The organism is Bacillus sp. SKDU12 (assembly GCF_010093085.1).
Lineage (GTDB): Bacteria > Bacillota > Bacilli > Bacillales > Bacillaceae > Bacillus > Bacillus mexicanus.
The window spans coordinates 116,725-134,702 of record NZ_MSRC01000003.1 but is presented as its reverse complement, the minus strand read 5'-3'; the positions used below and the strand labels follow the sequence as shown (position 1 = coordinate 134,702).

Annotated in this window: 19 protein-coding genes and 2 riboswitches; of the genes, 6 read left to right on the top strand and 13 right to left on the bottom strand. The window is 42.3% G+C overall.

All coding sequences use genetic code 11. The features are described 5' to 3' along the window. Positions 1–147 precede the first annotated feature (147 nt). Positions 148–1,668, top strand: a complete 1,521-nt coding sequence (kinD, locus tag BTW01_RS01955) for a sporulation kinase KinD (RefSeq protein ID WP_162101363.1) — start codon at positions 148–150, stop codon at positions 1,666–1,668. Positions 1,669–1,912: 244 nt separating this feature from the next. On the opposite strand, the gene BTW01_RS01950 is transcribed toward kinD, so the two are convergent. Continuing rightward, on the bottom strand, positions 1,913–2,170 hold the full coding sequence (locus BTW01_RS01950) for an aspartyl-phosphate phosphatase Spo0E family protein (RefSeq protein ID WP_162101362.1): 258 nt from the start codon (positions 2,168–2,170) through the stop codon (positions 1,913–1,915). A 203-nt stretch (positions 2,171–2,373) separates the two neighbouring features. On the opposite strand from BTW01_RS01950, the gene BTW01_RS01945 reads away from it, so the two are divergent. Beyond that, positions 2,374–2,694 (top strand): YkvA family protein, encoded by a 321-nt coding sequence (locus tag BTW01_RS01945; protein ID WP_162101361.1) that lies wholly within the window; start codon positions 2,374–2,376, stop codon positions 2,692–2,694. A 43-nt stretch (positions 2,695–2,737) separates the two neighbouring features. Here the strand turns inward: BTW01_RS01945 and BTW01_RS01940 are convergent, their stop codons facing one another. The 5 genes from BTW01_RS01940 to BTW01_RS01920 form a co-directional block, all read right to left on the bottom strand. Beyond that, positions 2,738–3,265, bottom strand: coding sequence for a 1,2-dihydroxy-3-keto-5-methylthiopentene dioxygenase (locus BTW01_RS01940; RefSeq protein ID WP_162101360.1), 528 nt, complete (start codon positions 3,263–3,265; stop codon positions 2,738–2,740). Positions 3,266–3,280: 15 nt separating this feature from the next. Next, positions 3,281–3,910 carry a methylthioribulose 1-phosphate dehydratase gene (locus tag BTW01_RS01935; RefSeq protein WP_162101359.1) on the bottom strand — a complete coding sequence of 210 codons (630 nt, stop codon included), beginning with the start codon at positions 3,908–3,910 and terminating at the stop codon, positions 3,281–3,283. Beyond that, the gene (mtnX, locus tag BTW01_RS01930) at positions 3,868–4,572 is read right to left on the bottom strand and encodes a 2-hydroxy-3-keto-5-methylthiopentenyl-1-phosphate phosphatase (RefSeq protein ID WP_162101358.1); all 705 of its coding nucleotides are present in this window, start codon (positions 4,570–4,572) and stop codon (positions 3,868–3,870) included. Before mtnX ends, BTW01_RS01935 begins: the two co-directional genes overlap by 43 nt. Continuing rightward, a complete protein-coding gene (gene mtnW, locus BTW01_RS01925; protein WP_162101357.1) occupies positions 4,569–5,786 on the bottom strand; it encodes a 2,3-diketo-5-methylthiopentyl-1-phosphate enolase in 1,218 nt (405 codons plus the stop codon). Before mtnW ends, mtnX begins: the two co-directional genes overlap by 4 nt. 85 nt (positions 5,787–5,871) lie before the next feature. After that, a riboswitch (SAM riboswitch) is annotated at positions 5,872–5,973 on the bottom strand. A gap of 38 nt (positions 5,974–6,011) precedes the next feature. Continuing rightward, positions 6,012–7,208, bottom strand: coding sequence for a pyridoxal phosphate-dependent aminotransferase (locus BTW01_RS01920; protein ID WP_162101356.1), 1,197 nt, complete (start codon positions 7,206–7,208; stop codon positions 6,012–6,014). Positions 7,209–7,302: 94 nt separating this feature from the next. On the opposite strand from BTW01_RS01920, the gene BTW01_RS01915 reads away from it, so the two are divergent. From BTW01_RS01915 to mtnA, 3 genes are all read left to right on the top strand, one after another. Continuing rightward, entirely contained in the window at positions 7,303–8,082 is a 780-nt protein-coding gene (locus BTW01_RS01915) for a carbon-nitrogen family hydrolase (protein WP_162101355.1), read from the top strand. Between the two features lie 83 nt (positions 8,083–8,165). Then, positions 8,166–8,318: riboswitch (SAM riboswitch) on the top strand. Between the two features lie 104 nt (positions 8,319–8,422). Beyond that, positions 8,423–9,616 carry an S-methyl-5-thioribose kinase gene (gene mtnK, locus BTW01_RS01910; protein ID WP_162101354.1) on the top strand — a complete coding sequence of 398 codons (1,194 nt, stop codon included), beginning with the start codon at positions 8,423–8,425 and terminating at the stop codon, positions 9,614–9,616. Between the two features lie 7 nt (positions 9,617–9,623). Then, positions 9,624–10,685: an S-methyl-5-thioribose-1-phosphate isomerase gene (gene mtnA, locus BTW01_RS01905; RefSeq protein WP_162101353.1), complete on the top strand. Its 1,062-nt coding sequence runs from the start codon at positions 9,624–9,626 to the stop codon at positions 10,683–10,685. Positions 10,686–10,718: 33 nt separating this feature from the next. Here the strand turns inward: mtnA and BTW01_RS01900 are convergent, their stop codons facing one another. The 3 genes from BTW01_RS01900 to kinE all read right to left on the bottom strand — a co-directional run bounded on the left by BTW01_RS01900 (position 10,719) and on the right by kinE (position 13,644). Next, positions 10,719–10,844 carry a hypothetical protein gene (locus BTW01_RS01900; protein ID WP_162101352.1) on the bottom strand — a complete coding sequence of 42 codons (126 nt, stop codon included), beginning with the start codon at positions 10,842–10,844 and terminating at the stop codon, positions 10,719–10,721. 89 nt (positions 10,845–10,933) lie between these two features. Then, the gene (locus BTW01_RS01895) at positions 10,934–11,431 is read right to left on the bottom strand and encodes a methylated-DNA--[protein]-cysteine S-methyltransferase (protein ID WP_162101351.1); all 498 of its coding nucleotides are present in this window, start codon (positions 11,429–11,431) and stop codon (positions 10,934–10,936) included. Beyond that, positions 11,428–13,644: a sporulation two-component system sensor histidine kinase KinE gene (gene kinE, locus BTW01_RS01890; RefSeq protein WP_162101350.1), complete on the bottom strand. Its 2,217-nt coding sequence runs from the start codon at positions 13,642–13,644 to the stop codon at positions 11,428–11,430. The genes BTW01_RS01895 and kinE overlap by 4 nt, the downstream gene beginning before the upstream one ends. A gap of 252 nt (positions 13,645–13,896) precedes the next feature. Here kinE and BTW01_RS01885 point away from each other — a divergent pair, with 252 nt between their 5' ends. After that, positions 13,897–14,919, top strand: coding sequence for an acyltransferase family protein (locus tag BTW01_RS01885; protein ID WP_162101349.1), 1,023 nt, complete (start codon positions 13,897–13,899; stop codon positions 14,917–14,919). A gap of 42 nt (positions 14,920–14,961) precedes the next feature. Here BTW01_RS01885 and BTW01_RS01880 read toward each other — a convergent pair whose 3' ends face one another. The 4 genes from BTW01_RS01880 to htpX all read right to left on the bottom strand — a co-directional run bounded on the left by BTW01_RS01880 (position 14,962) and on the right by htpX (position 17,843). Continuing rightward, positions 14,962–15,132 carry a hypothetical protein gene (locus tag BTW01_RS01880; RefSeq protein WP_162101348.1) on the bottom strand — a complete coding sequence of 57 codons (171 nt, stop codon included), beginning with the start codon at positions 15,130–15,132 and terminating at the stop codon, positions 14,962–14,964. Positions 15,133–15,134: 2 nt separating this feature from the next. Beyond that, complete coding sequence (locus BTW01_RS01875; protein ID WP_162101347.1) at positions 15,135–15,290, bottom strand: hypothetical protein; 156 nt, start codon at positions 15,288–15,290, stop codon at positions 15,135–15,137. Between the two features lie 133 nt (positions 15,291–15,423). Further along, positions 15,424–16,773, bottom strand: a complete 1,350-nt coding sequence (locus tag BTW01_RS01870; RefSeq protein WP_162101346.1) for a TrkH family potassium uptake protein — start codon at positions 16,771–16,773, stop codon at positions 15,424–15,426. 173 nt (positions 16,774–16,946) lie between these two features. After that, positions 16,947–17,843: a protease HtpX gene (htpX, locus tag BTW01_RS01865; RefSeq protein ID WP_162101345.1), complete on the bottom strand. Its 897-nt coding sequence runs from the start codon at positions 17,841–17,843 to the stop codon at positions 16,947–16,949. Positions 17,844–17,978 lie beyond the last annotated feature (135 nt).

The following is a 17,978-nucleotide window of genomic DNA, read 5'->3' as shown; positions in this document are numbered from 1 at the left end:
CAAAGAGCGAAATGTCAATAAAAATCTTTCCAATATTTCTCTTCTTTTTTTATATAATAAGCTGTTCAACAGCTTTTTCTAATTTTTTTGGTTATTTTTTCTTATTAAAGAAGAAGAAACAATGATATAATACCTCTAATCAGGTGTATGTTGGAGCGATGCAAATTGAAAATATTAAAAGACGCCTGCGGGAGAGTCAAACTTTATCTCATCCTGGTCGTGATTCCGGCAATCGTCATCAGCTTTTTCGTCTATGAAAAAGAAAAAGATACAATAGCTGCAAGACATAAGCAAGAAGCGAGTGTAATGCTGAACCTTCACCGCAACAAAATCAATTATTTAATCGGAGAAACAAAGGCGAGAATGACCTCCTTGTCTATCGCCATTGACAAACCGGTTAACATAAAGAAAATGCAGTCGATTTTGGAAAAAGCCTTTGATTCAGAACCAAGATTTTCCGGTCTCTATTTACTAAATGCGAAAGGAGATGTCACTGCAAGCACGACAGAATTAAAAACGAAAGTAAACCTGGCAGACAGATCCTTTTTTACAAAAGCGAAGAAAACAAAAAAGACAGTCATTTCAGATAGTTACTCGAGCAGAATTACAGGCCAGCCAATTTTTACAATTTGTGTCCCTATTTTGGACTCAAAGCGAAATGTGACAGATTATCTTGTCGCAGCTATTCAAATTGATTATTTAAAAAACCTGATTAATTTACTGAGCCCTGATGTTTATATCAAACTTGTAAACCAAGACGGGAAAACAATTTTTACGAGCGGTCAGTCATTCCATGCAATTGATCTGAAACCTGTCAGTGGATATTTGGATGATATCAGTTGGAATATGAAAGTATATCCAAACCCGGTGACAATAGAAGAATTGACAAAAAGCCTTGTGCTCCCGCTTTCATGCAGTATTGTCCTGCTGAATATCCTTTTTATTCTCGTGCTGTATTATTTGCTGAAGCGGCAGACACAGCTGGAGCGCTCGGAAAATGAGGCGCAAAAATTAGAACTGATCGGGACGCTTGCTGCCAGCACAGCCCACGAAATTCGCAACCCGCTCACCGGTATAAGCGGCTTTATTCAGCTGCTGCAGAAGAAATATAAAGGTGAAGAAGATCAGCTTTACTTCTCCATTATCGAACAGGAGATCAAGCGTATTAATCAAATTGTGAGTGAATTTCTCGTTCTTGGCAAGCCGACAGCTGAAAAATGGGAGTTGAATTCGCTTCAGGATATTATCGGTGAAATTATGCCGATCATCTATTCTGAGGGCAACCTATACAATGTTGAAGTCGAACTTCAGTATTTAACTGAGCAGCCTTTACTCGTAAACTGTACTAAAGATCATATTAAACAAGTAATTTTAAATGTAGCAAAAAATGGCCTCGAATCAATGCCTGAAGGAGGAAAACTGACGATCTCTCTGGAAGCTTTGGATAAAAAGGCCGTTATCAAAGTCGTGGATAACGGTGAAGGAATTTCACAGGAAATGCTTGACCACATCTTCCTTCCTTTTGTTACTTCTAAAGAAAAAGGAACCGGTCTTGGCCTTGTCGTATGTAAACGGATTGTGCTGATGTACGGAGGCTCTATTCATATCGACAGTGAAGTTCGAAGAGGCACAGAGGTGACGATCACCCTTCCCGTTTCCGCTTCTTAGCCCCCTGACCATGTCAGGAGGTTTTTTTTCTTATTGGACATTGCCACTCGACTTTACCTGCCCAGAAAAGAGTGTTAATAAAGCCCACAGCAGTGCCAGAAGAATACTAAAAACCCTTTTGAGGCACTTCATTTAGAAAGCCGTGTAAACTCCTTCACGAATCCCCTCTTACATATGTATTTTCTCAGAAAAAAAGAGCGCTTCGGAAAAAGCTCTCTCTTTATATATCCATCTGATAACACCGCTATTTATTTGCATCATATGCAGGCATAACATCTCTGCGGGGCCACAAGCCTAATTTCTTTACAAGGCCTTGAATCCCGTGGGAATATTCGTTTTTATGCACGAGCTGGTGATATTCATTTATTAAGCAATCCAGCTCCTGGCTGTGTCTGATCGTTTCATGCCCTGTAAATCCTTGCTTTCTAGCGGCATCTATCATTAACTTTCTTTTTTCATCAATAGACACCAACAATCTTTCTTGTTTAGAAGAACCGCCCATTCAATTCACCCCTCGCCGCTAAGAAATAGGAAACAAGTTTGATTGGGTTATTGTGCATTATTACAGATTATACTTTATTTGTAAACATATTTTTATTAAATAAGTTATTTTTTCAGGTATAATAGATATATTGATAGGATTAAAAGAATAATACCCAAATAAAGAAAATCTTAAACACAGCCGCCAAGCAGGAGGTATGCTATATGAAGAAAAAGAAAGCAATGCTGCTCGGTGCGGCAGGCGGAAAAGCGGTTTTAAAAAGAAAAAATCGAAAAAAATGCATACAGCATATGACTGTTTTCTTTCAAATGCTGCGTGATTGGAGAAACGGTGACTACCCTCGTTCACAGGTGAAAACCCTTTTGCTTTTAACTGCCGCGATCTTATATATCGCTATGCCGCTCGATATCATTCCAGATATGATTCTCGGTCTTGGAATCATTGACGACGCAACGGTTTTAGGTTTGATTTGGATGCTGATCAAAAAAGAAATGTCACAATATGAAAAGTGGCGTTTGCAATAAGCAGAAAAAGCCCCGTTCGATGAACGGGGGCTTTTTCTGCTTATCATACTGTTTTTTCATAAATCGGAACCCAGCCTTCAGTTGTAACAAAAATTCTCACCGCGACTACTTTGCGGTCCTCCTGAAGCGTGAAGTAATGGCGGATATTTTCAGGCACGGAGATTAAATCTCCAGGATTTAAACGAACATCAAAAAACGTGCCGTCTTTGCCTTGAATGACAAAAATGCCGTGTCCGCTTACGATAAAACGGACCTCATCGTCTGTATGGTGATGCTCTCTTTTAAAGTTCTTAAGCAGTTCTTCCAGTTTTGGATTGTTGTCTGACAAGGAAATAACATCCTGTGCTTTGTAGCCGCGGCGGGCCGAGATATCTTTAATTTCAGCTTCAAAGGTATTAAGAATTTGCTGTTTTTCTTCTTCTGTCAAATCATATTTCTCTGAAAGCTGGTCGGGGAGCTTCGCGATATCCCATTGTTCATAAATCACCTCTTGACTGTCCAAAAAGCTTGCTACTTCCTCTTGATTTTCAATCGTTGTATTTGCCTCACCATGAATTCGAATTGTCGCCATTTCAGTTCCTCCCTTTTATGTAACCAGCTGGTGCTGGAGTGTTTTCAATTTCAAATGGCAGCTGAACAAAAATTCATATGCTTCGAGTATTCTCTTTGCTTCAAATGCTGTTTTTCCCCAAGCTGTAATACCGTGATTCCGTATCAGCACAGCCCCTGAATCTTCTGAAATCTCTTCTGCAAACAGTGCCGCAAGCGTCGGAATATGAGCCGGATTTTCAATGATCGGTATAGACACTTCCGCATTCTCTTCCCACAGGCCGAGCGCTTTTATGATTTCCTGGCCTTTGAATGTAATTTTCTTTTGTTCTCCGTATAGCTCTGATATCACATTATTGTTTACTGTGTGAACATGCAGGCAGCAGCCGGCATTGGTTTTATTGTACAAATGTATGTGCAAAAGCGTTTCTGCTGAAGGCTTCAGTGAATGCCCTCTTTCTGCGGGCTCCCCGTTTTGATTCACCAGCAGAAAATCATCAGCTGTTTCTTTTCGTTTATCTTTTCCGCTTGCGGTTACGAGAAATGTGAAAGGCTCATCAGAAACTTTAATAGACAGATTGCCGCTCGTCGCCGGAAACCAATCTCTTTCTGCTAATTCCCGCTTTACTTCAGCGAGTTCCTTCCAGCGCTCTTGTTTTGCAGCCATTCCTGTACCTCCTTTACATTCTCAATACTTTTTCTTATCTCATTAAAGTTTTGATACGGAAGATGATTCAAATGATGTTCCCGGCATTCGTTTAATAAATAATCCCTTGCAAAGCAAAGGTCAGACAGCTTTGCCGCCTCCACATCTGTAACCGAATCACCGATCATGATGATATATTGATTTGGTTCAGAAAGTTCACGAATCACAGTCGGCTTACAGCACCCGCATTGATTGCTGCATGTTCCCTCGCAGGAATGAGGCCAGTCAATATGAATATAGTCATTATCAAATGATACATGGTTGCAATAAATATGGTCTTTCTCCACAATGCCTTCAAGCAATGGATATACAAAAAAGTCCATTCCTCCGCTTACGACATAAAACGGCAGCTTGTTCTCATTGATAAATGCAACAAATTCCTGAAATCCTTCTCTGATTTTCGCGTCTTCTAATACAAATCTTGTAATCTCTTCTTTTAAATGGCTTGGCAGAAGACCGAACATCCGCCCGACACCTTCCTTGATCGACAGTGTTTTGGAAAGTACGCCGTCTTTTAACGCCGTCCACTCTGGCGGAGCGAATGTTTTCATAATGCTTATAATGTTGTCGTTCATTGTGATGGTTCCGTCAAAATCACAAATAATTAAAGGCTTTTGAGTCATACAGCTTCAACCTTCCCCCATTTATCTAGCGCGAGCTTTAGATCTTTGCATTGCTCGGCTTTTTCATCAATCAGCTGTGCATCTAAAACCGCATCAATTATGGCTCTGAACGCTTTGCCCCCACCTTGGGCGCCGTTCGGATGTCCATGTACGCCTCCTCCGGCGTTAATAATATGATCTATGCCGAAATCCCGCATCAAAAGCGGCACCATGCCGGGATGAATGCCTGCTGACGGAACGGCAAATGTTTGATTAAAGTCATCCTCTCTTACACATTCCTCGTGAATCGCCAGCGCATCCTCTCTTGGAAGCGCAACAGAACCATATGGAGACGGAAAGAGACTAAAATCGGCACCGCAATACCTGTTTAATTTTCCGAGCAAAAGGGCGTGAGAAAAGCCGTAAAAAGGAGATGACGTAAATGCCCCGCTAACCGCTGGATGTGCCATAATCGGAATCTGGATTTCAGGATCTTCCGCAAGGCTTTGCATGACATCCAAGCCGTAAGCGAAGACATTAAACAAAAGCGCATCCGCCCCTAATTCGGCGGCGCGTCTCGCTTTGTCTTTCAGATCAGCCGTGCGGCCAGTCAAATTCACCGCGTACAGTGTTTTATGTCCGGTTTGTTCATATGTTTCTTTCAATATTTGCTTTCCCTCAGTAATTCTTGTTTCAAAAGGCGCCAAACCTGTTTCAAAGAAAATTTCATCATCTTTAATCAAGTCAACTCCGCCAAGCGCCTGCTGTCTGAGCTGTTCTTTAATATCACTCAAGTCTCTGCCGATAACCCCCTTAAAAATGCTCATTAACAGCGGCCTCTCAAACTCTCCCAGCAGCTTTCGGATGCCGTATACGCCAAACTTTGGCCCCGGCAGCGTGCGCTTAAATGCTTCTGAAAAATGCAGATCAAGTAATTTGATTTTTCCGTCCAGCGACAGCTTGCCAAACACTGTTGTCAGCAGAGCCGGGATGTCCTGTGAGAAATTGATCTCAGGATAGGCAATTGTGATGACCGCTTGTTTACCTGATGCAGGAGTTCCTTCTCTTTCCTCGACCTTCAGCACACGCCCCTTATGCTTTTGCATTTGCTCTTGTTTCACCAGAGGCAGATCTGTCCATGAGCCTACTGTCAATCCTGTCGCGATTTGTTCTGCTTTTTTCTCTATTTCAGCTCCCGGTTCTGTCAGGAGATATGTTGCCAATAACTCACTCATGCCAGAGCTCCTTTCATTTTCATCCATATAAAAAAACCTCTTCAAACAGCCATCCGCGTCTAAAGAGGTTTCGTTTCTCGTCCGAATCTTATCTCTCAGCCGCCAGCTGCAAGAATTAGCACCGTGCTTTACAAAGTCGGTTGCCGGGCTTCATCGGGCTCGTCCCTCTGCCTGCTCTTGATAAGAAAATATAGATTTTATAAATTATTTTGAATTATCCCACCGTTACAGAATCTTGTCAATGCTTTTTCGGGTAAACAAATTCAGTTTCCCAATTCGATCAGCGGCTTCCTTAAGCCTTTCTTCGCTTGTCAGCAGTCCGACTCTGACGTAGCCCTCGCCATATTCACCGAAGCCGTTTCCAGCGGCGACCGCCACATTCGCTTTTTCCAGCAAAAGGTCTGAGAACTGCTCAGACGTATAGCCTTCAGGTATAGGCAGCCATGCAAAAAATGAACCTGCCGGAGCTGTCACCTCCCAGCCGATGTCCCGGCATGCTGTGATCCAAGCGTCTCTCCTGCTCTCATAGCGGGCATTTTGCTCCGCCACACATGTTTGTTCAGCTAGCAGCGCCGCTGCAGCTGCCTCCTGGGTCGCTTTGAAAAGACTGACAAACATATGGTCTTGATAAAGATTGATCGCTTCAATGACCGAAGCGTTTCCGACGGCAAAGCCGACCCGCCATCCTGCCATATTATACGTTTTTGACAGCGTGTAAATTTCAATGCCGATATCCTTTGCCCCTTCAGTCTGCAAAAAGCTTAACGGCTTGTTCCCGTCAAACCCTACAGCGCCGTAAGCAAAATCGTGTACGACACAGATTTCATTTTCTTTCGCAAAATTCACGGTTTCTTCAAAAAATGCAGAAGTAGCAACAGCCCCAGTCGGATTGTTCGGATAATTTAAATACATCAACTTCGCCTGTTCCCTCACTTCAGCAGAGATGCTGCTGTAATCAGGGAGAAACGCCCTCTCTTTTACGAGCGGCATCATTTCCATTTTCGCTTTTGCAAGCATGACACCTGACCAGTAATCAGGATAGCCCGGATCAGGAACTAAAATCGTATCACCGGGGTTTAACAAACATTGCGGGAGCTCAACCAAACCAGCTTTTCCGCCGAATAATACAGCGATTTCAGTTTCCGGGTTAAGATCAATGCCATATTCTCTTTTATAAAATGCTGCGGCGGCTGATTTTAGACTATGTGAGCCGCGAAAAGATGAGTATTTATGATTTTCAGGATCAGCAACAGCTCGTTTCATTTCTTCGACGATATGTTCCGGAGTCGGCTGATCCGGATTTCCCTGTCCGAGATTGATGACATCGTGTCCTTCTGCGAGCTTTCGATTCACTTTCTGCACTAGAGAAGCAAAGAATTGCTTAGGCAATTCCTTCAATACATGAGACTGTTCAAAATTCATCTATTCTCACCTTCTAAAAAAATCTTGAAATGATAGTCCATCATCATATATGGTTAAAACAAAAAAGTAAAGAAAAATTTGGGGTGGTAAAAAGATGAAATGGACGGTATCTTGTCTTCAATTTGATATTTCATACGGAAAACCTTCTGAAAATATAAAAAAGGCTGAATTTTTTATTGAAAAAGAAAGCAAACATGCTGATGTTGTTGTTCTTCCGGAATTATGGACGACCGGATATGATTTGGCCAACCTTGATGAGCTCGCTGATGAAGACGGCCGTTCTGCTCAGAGCTGGCTCAAGAAAACAGCAAAAAAATACGGCGTTCATATTGTTGCCGGCTCGGTGGCTGTCAGAGATCATTCTGATGTTTATAATACAATGTACATCGCGGATCAGGAAGGACAAATCATTAAAGAGTATAGAAAAGCCCATCTTTTTCAGCTGATGGATGAGCATGTCTATTTATCAGCCGGTACCGATGACGGATACTTTGAGCTTGATGGTGTCAAAAGCTCCGGACTGATCTGTTACGACATTCGTTTTCCAGAATGGATCAGAAAACATACGACAAAAGGTGCCAACGTGCTGTTTATTTCCGCGGAATGGCCTCTTCCCCGCCTTGACCATTGGAAAAGCCTGCTTATTGCCCGGGCCATTGAAAATCAATGCTTTGTCGCTGCCTGCAATTGCACCGGGTCAAATCCCGATAATGAATTTGCCGGACATAGCCTGATTATTGATCCATGGGGGCGTGTACTTGCTGAAGGCGGCCGGGAAGAAGGCGTTATCAGGGCTGAAATCGATCTTCAGGAAAGCGTTAAAGTGCGCGAGACCATTCCTGTTTTTGATGATATCAGAAAAGATTTATATTAAAAAATAGATTGACAACTTGCTAAAACACCTGTTAGTATTTTCATCAACTGATAAATTAGAATTGTTAAACAAATGAATATATTCTCTTATCGAGAGTTGGGCGAGGGATTGGCCTTTTGACCCCAACAGCAACCGACCGTAATTCCATTGTGAAATGGGGCGCATCTTTTCGCGCCGAGACGCTCGTCTCTAAGGCACGGTGCTAATTCCATCAGATCTGATCTGAGAGATAAGAGAGGCGGACATACATGTTAAGCCTCCTTCTCTCTGAGAAGGAGGCTTTTTTACGGCCATTCAGCGGCAAACATATCAAGAGATTACATAATTGGAGGTTATGACAATGGCAGTCACAAAGACACCTTTATACGAAACGCTAAATGAAAGCTCCGCTGTGGCGCTGGCGGTGAAGCTTGGCTTATTTCCAAGCAAAAGCACGCTGACATGCCGGGAGATCGGCGACGGCAATTTAAATTACGTTTTTCATATTTATGATCAAGAACATGACAGAGCATTGATCATTAAACAAGCGGTTCCTTATGCAAAAGTGGTCGGAGAAAGCTGGCCGCTGACAATCGATCGTGCAAGAATCGAAAGCAGCGCTCTCATCCGCCAAGGCGAGCACGTGCCGCACCTGGTTCCTAAAGTGTTTTATTCTGATACAGAAATGGCCGTTACTGTGATGGAGGATCTTTCTCATCTGGAAATCGCAAGAAAAGGACTCATTGAAGGTGAAAAGTATCCCGAGCTGTCACAGCACATCGGTGAATTTCTAGGAAAAACACTTTTCTACTCGTCAGACTACGCGCTTGAACCTAAAGTGAAAAAACAGCTTGTTAAACAGTTTGCAAATCCTGAGCTGTGTGACATAACGGAAAGGCTTGTCTTTACAGACCCTTTCTTTGACCATGACACAAATGACTTTGAAGAAGAGCTTTGTCCTTATGTCGAAAAGCTTTGGAATAACGACAACGTCAAAATCGAAGCCGCAAAACTGAAAAAGTCGTTTTTAACATCGGCAGAAACGCTGATTCATGGAGATTTGCATACAGGGAGTATATTTGCCGGCAAACATGAAACAAAAGTGATTGATCCTGAATTTGCATGTTACGGACCGATCGGCTTTGATATAGGCCAATTTATCGCCAACTTATTTTTGAACGCACTCGGCCGCGAAGGCGGTGACAGAAAGATGTTATATGAACATGTCAAGCAGGTTTGGGAAACATTTCAAAAAACATTCACTGAAGCCTGGGAAAAGGACAGTCTGGATGTTTACGCCAACATCGACGGTTACCTTTCTGATACGCTCAGTCATATTTTAGAAGAGGCGATCGGATTTGCGGGCTGTGAGCTGATACGCCGCGCGATCGGTCTTGCCCATGTAGCTGATCTGGATGCAATTGTACCGTTCGATAAACGAATCGGCAGAAAACGGCTCGCACTGGAAACCGGTACAGCCTTTATCGAAAAACGTTCGGAATTTAAAACGATAACGGATGTTATTGAATCATTTAAGTTACTTGTAAAGGAATGATCTAATCATGATCCACTCATTTGCTGTTCCACGTTCTGTTGAATGGAAAGAAACAGCCATTACCATTTTAAATCAGCAAAAGCTGCCTGATGTGACGGAATATCTGGAGCTGACGACGAAGGAAGATGTATTTGACGCGATTGTCACCCTCAAAGTAAGGGGCGCCCCGGCTATCGGTATTACAGCTGCCTTCGGACTTGCGCTTGCTGCAAAAGATATCGAAACAGATGATGTCACGGAATTCCGCCACAAGCTCGATGATATCAAAGCGTATTTAAACAGGTCGCGGCCTACCGCCATTAATTTATCATGGGCGCTTGAGAGACTGCGTCATTCGATCGAAAACGCCATTTCCGTAAATGAAGCAAAAACAAACCTTGTCCACGAAGCGATCCAGATTCAGGTCGAGGATGAGGAAACGTGCCGGATGATCGGCCAAAACGCCCTACACCTTTTCAAAAAAGGCGACCGGATTATGACGATCTGCAATGCCGGATCTATCGCAACAAGCCGCTATGGAACGGCGCTCGCTCCATTTTACTTGGCCAAACAGAAGGATTTGGGGCTGCACATCTATGCCTGCGAAACAAGACCTGTCCTTCAAGGTTCGCGCCTGACTGCGTGGGAGCTTATGCAGGGCGGTATTGATGTCACTTTGATCACAGACAGCATGGCTGCCCATACGATGAAGGAAAAACAAATTTCCGCTGTCATCGTCGGTGCCGACCGCATTGCGAAGAACGGTGATACAGCAAATAAAATCGGCACATACGGTCTCGCTATTTTAGCAAACGCATTGGATATTCCGTTTTTTGTTGCTGCACCTTTATCTACATTTGATACGAAGGTGAAATGCGGTGCAGATATTCCGATAGAGGAACGTGATCCCGAGGAAGTAAGGCGGATTTCCGGAGTCCGAATCGCTCCACCGGATGTCCCTGTCTTTAATCCCGCATTTGACATTACACCCTATGATCTCATTTCAGGCATCATCACAGAAAAAGGGATTATGACCGGCAGCTATGCAGAAGAAATTGAACAGCTGTTTAGAGGCGAAAAAATTCATTAAAAAACCGCTGAACTTTGCTCATGCCGGGCCGAGTCAGCGGTTTTTTTGTTTGTTTTTATGGATATTAATGATTTCATCTTTTTGAGCGCTTGATAAGATATGCAGTTTCTCAAACAGTTGGGCAAAAACAGCTATTTTCTCAGAGCGGCTCGGCTTCAATTGCTTTGTCCTCCTTTTTCATCAGACCAACTTTTTTAGCTTAATAAAATGATATGTCGGCCGCGAAAAAAGGGAACGTGCCATATGTTTTATTTTTCTTTATAGGAGATTCGCTCGATGTTCAGCAAAAAGGCTTTGAGATCAGTTTTACTTCCGGCATACCCTGTTAACGCGCTGTTTTTGCCGATCACTCTGTGACATGGGACAAAAATTGGCAGATCGTTTCGTTTATTGGCCTGTCCGACTGCGCGCACCGCTTTCGGACTGCCGATCGCTTCAGCGATATCAGCATAGCTACGGGATTCTCCATACGGTATCATCTTTAGCGCGGCCCAAACTTTTTGCTGAAAAGGAGTTCCTTTTTGGCTCAGCGGCAGCGAGAAGGTTTTTCTTTCGCCGGCGAAATATTCATGAAGCTGTTTTTTCGCTTCTGTCAAATAAGCCGTTTCATTGCGCTCTGTATTCTGAACGGTTTCATTCCACTCCATCCAATCATCCTGATTGAGAAATAGACGGGTAATCCGGCCATCCTCTTCAGCGATGATGAGTTCCCCGAGCGGTGTTTCAGCTGTCGTGTAGTAGTTCATTCATCAATCCTTCTTTCTTCAGCATTCTGTCTGACGGGAAGCGTAATATGGAAGACAGTGCCCTTCCCTTCTTCACTCTCTACTGTAATTTCGCCTTGATGTTCTTCAATAATTTTATAGCTTACCATAAGCCCCAGTCCAGTTCCCCGTTCTTTTGTTGTATAAAAAGGTTCACCAAGGCGTTTTAATTTATCTTCTGTCATTCCATTTCCCTCGTCTTTTAAGGAAATGAGAATATGATCTTGATCCAATGCCTTTATCCTCACAAAAATGTTCCCTCCATCAGGCATCACTTCGATCGCGTTTTTTAATATATTGATAAAAACTTGTTTCAACTGATTCGGTTCACAATAAATCGGCGGAATGTCATCCATTAACTCAAGTTGTATTTGTACATTGCTGAGATTGGCTTGCGCGTTTAAAAGATCTATAGTGTCTCTCATAATTTGGGTAACGTGTTTTTCCTCATACATAATAGCCTGGGGTTTGGCTAAAATCAAAAATTCAGTGATGATGGATTCGATGCGTTTTAGTTCTGAGGTGATTACGTTAAAGTAAAGGGCGTAGTCTCCCTCCACACTTCCCTTCAGGAGCTGAATGAAGCCTTTAAGAGCTGTCATCGGATTTCTAATTTCATGAGCGATACCGGCAGCGAGTTCGCCGACAACATGAAGGGTATCTGACTTACGCAGACGTTCCTCAAGTTCTTTTCGCTCTGTTACATCTTTAAAAATAGCCAGATTCATATTTTGAATGATATTTTTTTTAAAAGAGAATTCGAGTTTCCTGTTGTCACTGCTGCTCAGCACAAATGGAATTTCGTTGTCCATTTCATCAAAATGAATCTGCCTAGCCGATGATGCAACATTTTCTATTTCATATGAAGAAATAATATCTAACAGGCTGTGCTGTTTGATCTCTTCATATGACAAGCCTAAAATATGGCTAGCTAACGGGTTGGCGTCAATGATCCTGTATTGATTATCGAACAATACATTGCCGTCCATTGAGCCGTTGAATACTTTTCTGAATTTCAGTTCACTTTCACGAAGTTCCTTTTCCATCCGCTTTCTGTCACTGACGTTTCTTAAAATCGTTAAGTGCTGATTCTCTAATATTGTCCGCTTTGAAGTGAATTCAAGTTCTTTAAATTGCCCATTCCCCATTTGAAACAGCAGCTCTTCTCTGATCTCTCCGTATTTTACGTATTTCTTCTTTGTTATGCTGTATTTCTTTTGCGAGTCAACGAGAAAATCAAACAGCTTTCGTTTCAACAGCAAATTCATCGGCAGCTCGAAAATTTTGCAGGCTGACTGATTCGCCTTCACGATTCTTCCATCATCCGACCAGATGATAATGGCATCCATCGCATTTTCAAAAATTTCTCTGAAGCGCTCCTCACTTTTAAAGAGCTGCAACTCCATCGACCGCTTCTCTGTAATATCCCTCATAATGGACATATAAAATCCGCTGATAATGTTAGAAGTGATCGTGAATTCAAATAGCTTTTGAACTCCTGATCGAAGCTTGACGGGCAGCTCTCCCTTCGCTTTCCCCTTGCGGTTGAGCGTCTTCCAGATATTGTCGAGATCTTTTTGAGAGCCGCCGTCTATGAACTTATACAACGATAAATGAGACAGCTCATTATGATTGATTTCAAAGCTTTTACAAAAGGACAAATTAGCATCAATGAAACCGCCATCTTTATCAAAAATAACGATTCCGTCAACAGCTCTGTCAAACAAGTCCTTAAAAAGCTGTTCATTCATAGAGAATTCGCGCTCCAGAATTTTCTTTGAAGATATGTCTCTCATGACAACAAAAAATAAATTCTCGCCAATGCCTCTTTTAGCAAGGAACTCTATATATTTTGTCGCCCCTCCATCAAGCTTAATCGGGACCTCCTTCCACAGGAAGCCTTTTTTAAAGAATTTCTTCGCGGCAAGATTCAGTTCATCCTTTGGAATTGAAAATAAGAAATCCAAAACAGAACGCTTTTTCAAATCTGACGAATTCACTTGAAGCATCCTCTCTGTTGCTTCATTCGCCTGAACAATTCGCATTTCATTATCACATATAAAAATAGCATCGAGCGTATTGTTGACAATCACTTGATGCTGCTTCAATTCCTTTTTCAGCCGGGCATTATCTTCTTTGAGGCGCTTCAGTTCTTCCCGCAGCTCCGAACTTGTCTGGACATCAAGAGTTTCCATACGTGTACACTCCTTCTTCAAAACCTATCCCTCAATATTTCTACAAAATGCGGGAACTTCCTTCATTCGCCCTATAAATTTCAGAAAATTTCAGTCTGATTACATAACAAAGACATTTTCGACGATCCTTACCGACACTTTACATCGCCCTAACAATCAGCCATTTTTCAGGTTCCTATTACATCTTTTATTTTAAAATACATACTAGCAGGGAATAATCTCTTAGTGACTGATGAAAGAGAAGGTGATGCTATGAGTAAATCGCGGGACAGTTATTTCGATAATGCAAAATTCTTATTGATATTCCTAGTTGTATTCGGTCATATTCTTCGTTCATTTATTCACGATAACAACTTTATGCTCTACCTCTACAAGTTCATTTACACATTCCACATGCCTGCCTTTATTCTTGTATCCGGTTATTTCGCAAAAGGCTTTAAACGCGCGGGGTATGTAAAAAAGCTGGCGGTCAAGCTGATTATTCCGTATTTAATTTTCCAAATCATCTATTCTGTCTTCTATTACATGATACAAGATGCAAGCATGGCAAATATAAATCCGATTGATCCGCAATGGTCGCTATGGTTTCTCGTAAGCTTATTTTTTTGGAACCTCCTGCTTTATCCATTTTCAAAGCTTTCAAAGCTAACAGCACTGTTTGTCAGCTGCGGAATTGCCGTGTTAATCGGCTATTTAGACTTTATCAGCAATACGCTGAGTCTTTCACGGACATTTGTATTTTTACCGATGTTCCTTGTCGGATTTTATTTGAATAAACATCATTTTGAATTATTGAAATCAAAACGAGGCAAACAAATTGCGCTCGGAGTGCTTGCGGCCGTGTTTGTCATCTGCTCAGGCATCGATTTTGACTATTCGATTTTGTTTGGTTCAAAACCGTATTCTTCATTTGGAGATGTTACACTAGTAAGCGGACTTTCCCGCATCGGCTGGTATGTACTCGCTTTTGCAGCGACCTTCAGCTTTTTAGCGCTCGTTCCGCAAAAACGGTTCTTCTTTACAAAATGGGGGACCCGGACATTTTACGTGTATTTGCTTCATGGGTTTATTATTAAAACGCTGAGACAATTCGGTCTTGAGGATGTGCTTGCGGACTATCAGAGCTTAGTGATTCTCTTGCTATTAACGGCAGTCCTTACAAGCGTACTCTCCAGCAATTTTATCAAAACAGTTGCACAGCCCTTCATTGAGCTGAGGATAACCAACTTATTGCAATTTGTCAGAGGAACGGGCAAAAAAGTTTATTTAAAATAGAAAAAGACCTCTTAAGCGGAATACCCGCCTAAGAGGTCTTTTTTATTTTTGCTTTTTCTCTTGTTTTTTTTCAGGCTTTGTGACTTCCAGCGTTTCGATGATCTTACCTGCATTATAATCCCCAAGTTCACTTGAGAATTCTTCCTCAAGCACTTTTTTATTCATAGGCTTTTTGTGATTTTGCATGTCTCTGCTATGACGGTTTTTCTTCATAATCACATGCCTCCTTGCTGACCCTGTTTGGAATTGCGGTTTGCTCCTCTAAAATTCGGGTCGTCATGATACTGTGTCTTATAAGAATTCGGGTCCATACTCTCAGTAGGTGTATTGTTATTTTTATTGGCCTCATTTACTTCAGCTTTGCGCTTCATACGAATCCTCCTCATCAGTTTTCATGCAGGAGCGTTAAACTGCACCTGATGATGTTAGGTTCTCCAACTGAAACAGCCCCACACATCTTTTTTCTGGCAATCAAAAAACACCGCAAAACATGCGGTGTTCCTTCTATCCGATAATCACTCTTTCCTTCGGATAATGATAATTCGCTTCACTTTCCTTTCTTCCGATCAGATACAGGAAGGTCAGGATACCGATTCGCCCGATAAACATCACAATCATAATGACACATTTTCCAACATTGCTTAAATCAGCGGTAATCCCCAGTGACAGACCGGTTGTACCGAATGCCGAGCATACTTCAAATAAAAGCTCCATCAGGGAATGCTTTTCTGTCATCGTAAGAACAAGTGTCGAACCAAAAACGAGCAGAACCGCCATCATTGTAACCACAAGCGACTTCATGAGATCAGCAGGATGCAGCTCCCGTTTAAATACCTTGACTGACTTATTGCCGCGGGCAAAATGGAACAGCGCCAGAAGGTTCAAGGCGAAAGTCGTTGTCCGTATACCTCCTCCTACTGAGCTTGGCGACGCTCCAATAAACATCAGCGCACAAACAAAAAATATTGTAGTGTTTGATAATTGGCTGATATCAATGGTTGCCAGCCCCCCGCTTCGAGTTGCTGTTGATTGAAACAGGGACAGAAACAAAATGTCATGCCATGACTTTCCCGCAAACGCGTGATTTGCTTCCAGGACATAAATGCCGATGGCTCCAAATAAGACCAGTGAGCCGAAGGTAATCGTCGTGATTTTCGTAAAAAGTGTAAACGAGTATTTCCGTTGCTTTGAAAACAAGAAATCCTTCACTTCGACAAGCACAGGAAATCCAATTGCGCCAAATACAATTAAAAGAATTGTAATAAATTGCACAAAATAATCATGGCGGAACGGAATCATGGAGCGGCCGGTAATATCAAATCCGCCATTTGTAGTTGCGCTGATACTGGCAAAAAACCCGTGTAAATAAGCTGCTTGATAGGAATCATAGTAGGTTAAGAAATAGGTGCCGAGTATCATTCCACCAACAAATTCAATCAGCAAGATCAGAAATAGAACCTGCTTCATGAGATTAACAATTCCTGAAAACTGGGATTGATTTTGGTCAACCATTATCAGTTTCCGTTCTTTCAGCCCGATTCGTTTTCCCATGATCAGCCAAATAAACGTGCCGAGCGTCATAATTCCGATTCCGCCAAATTGCAGAACAAATGCCAAGATAAAAATGCCTATTGTACTGAATGTATCAGCAGTATCAACGACCGTCAGCCCTGTTACGCTGACTGAACTGACAGCTGTAAACAGCGCATCAATAAATGTCCAATTTGCCCCGGATTTATGGGCCGCCGGCAAACTCAGCAATAGAACAGCAACCGTAACGGCAAGAAAGTAGTATAACGCAATCAGCTGGGCGGGCGACAGCGCCTGTATTAATTTTCCAAACTTGAATTTCATGTAAAATCCTTCTGCCTCTCTTTTAAAGTACGTAATTATTCTAAAGATATTAGCTCCATTTTAAAAGGCTTTTACAAAACATTTTCTTAACTTGCTTCATTTTTTATGATTTTAGTCAAAGGATCAAATAAAAAACCTCTGAGAGATTCTCTCAGAGGAACAACGTGTCTGTATTATTTAGCTTCTAACCGTCTGATTCGCTCATCTAAATCAGGGTGAGTAGAGAAAAGCGAAGAGCGTTTTTTGCCGTTAATCTTTAATGTTTGCACAGCTGTCTGGTCGTCTTCCATCACGCGGGAAGAATAGCCCTTGAGCGTCCGAAGTGCATGAATCATTTTATCCTTGCCGGCAAGGTCAGCTCCTCCCCTGTCAGCATGGAATTCGCGATGGCGTGAGAACGCAAACACAACCAGGCTTCCGAGAATAGAGAAGACAATTTGAAAGACAATCATTGCAATAAAATGAACAATTGGCGCAAGATCTTCCTTGACGAAGCGGCTTGCAATCCATGCTGCGATCCGCGATAAAAAGACGACAAAAGTATTGACGATACCTTGCAAAAGCGTCATTGTAACCATGTCACCATTAGTGATATGCGCGACCTCGTGGGCAAGTACGCCTTCAACCGCAGCATCATCCATTTGCTCCAGCAATCCTGACGACACTGCCACAAGAGAACGGCGTTTTGACGGTCCAGTCGCAAACGCATTTACTTCGGGTGAGCGGTAAATTCCGACTTCCGGCATTTTTGTTAAACCGGCAGAGCGGCTTAATCGGTGAACACGGTCAACCAATTGCTGCTCCTCATAGCTGAGCGTGTGTTTGTTCGGATTCAGCACTCTGACGCCCATCATCGTCTTTGCCATCCATCTGGACATCGCAAGAGATGTAAAGGAACCGACAAACCCAACGACTAGACTGAACACAAAGAGTGCAGTTATGTCGATACCGCCATCAGCTGTAAAGTATGTTCCGACTCCGGTAACAGAGCTTAAAACAGACAAAACGATCCCGATTGTTGTAAGCACCAAAATATTCGTTAAAATAAACAGGAAAATTCTTTTAGCCATAACAACCTCCGTTATTTTTAAGTTCAAAAGAACCTATATATTTAAATTATAAAACATCTGTTTGAAAATGCAAGGGATTCGACGTATGATGTTAATGTAATTGCTGACGCTTCAATTCTGAATTCATACATAAAC

Coding starts and splice junctions, on each gene's coding strand:
- kinD (WP_162101363.1), top strand. CDS start 148: ATGTTGGAGCGATGCAAATTGAAAATATTAAAAGACGCCTGCGGGAGA.
- BTW01_RS01950 (WP_162101362.1), bottom strand. CDS start 2,170: ATGGGCGGTTCTTCTAAACAAGAAAGATTGTTGGTGTCTATTGATGAA.
- BTW01_RS01945 (WP_162101361.1), top strand. CDS start 2,374: ATGAAGAAAAAGAAAGCAATGCTGCTCGGTGCGGCAGGCGGAAAAGCG.
- BTW01_RS01940 (WP_162101360.1), bottom strand. CDS start 3,265: ATGGCGACAATTCGAATTCATGGTGAGGCAAATACAACGATTGAAAAT.
- BTW01_RS01935 (WP_162101359.1), bottom strand. CDS start 3,910: ATGGCTGCAAAACAAGAGCGCTGGAAGGAACTCGCTGAAGTAAAGCGG.
- mtnX (WP_162101358.1), bottom strand. CDS start 4,572: ATGACTCAAAAGCCTTTAATTATTTGTGATTTTGACGGAACCATCACA.
- mtnW (WP_162101357.1), bottom strand. CDS start 5,786: ATGAGTGAGTTATTGGCAACATATCTCCTGACAGAACCGGGAGCTGAA.
- BTW01_RS01920 (WP_162101356.1), bottom strand. CDS start 7,208: ATGAATTTTGAACAGTCTCATGTATTGAAGGAATTGCCTAAGCAATTC.
- BTW01_RS01915 (WP_162101355.1), top strand. CDS start 7,303: ATGAAATGGACGGTATCTTGTCTTCAATTTGATATTTCATACGGAAAA.
- mtnK (WP_162101354.1), top strand. CDS start 8,423: ATGGCAGTCACAAAGACACCTTTATACGAAACGCTAAATGAAAGCTCC.
- mtnA (WP_162101353.1), top strand. CDS start 9,624: ATGATCCACTCATTTGCTGTTCCACGTTCTGTTGAATGGAAAGAAACA.
- BTW01_RS01895 (WP_162101351.1), bottom strand. CDS start 11,431: ATGAACTACTACACGACAGCTGAAACACCGCTCGGGGAACTCATCATC.
- kinE (WP_162101350.1), bottom strand. CDS start 13,644: ATGGAAACTCTTGATGTCCAGACAAGTTCGGAGCTGCGGGAAGAACTG.
- BTW01_RS01885 (WP_162101349.1), top strand. CDS start 13,897: ATGAGTAAATCGCGGGACAGTTATTTCGATAATGCAAAATTCTTATTG.
- BTW01_RS01880 (WP_162101348.1), bottom strand. CDS start 15,132: ATGAAGAAAAACCGTCATAGCAGAGACATGCAAAATCACAAAAAGCCT.
- BTW01_RS01875 (WP_162101347.1), bottom strand. CDS start 15,290: ATGAAGCGCAAAGCTGAAGTAAATGAGGCCAATAAAAATAACAATACA.
- BTW01_RS01870 (WP_162101346.1), bottom strand. CDS start 16,773: ATGAAATTCAAGTTTGGAAAATTAATACAGGCGCTGTCGCCCGCCCAG.
- htpX (WP_162101345.1), bottom strand. CDS start 17,843: ATGGCTAAAAGAATTTTCCTGTTTATTTTAACGAATATTTTGGTGCTT.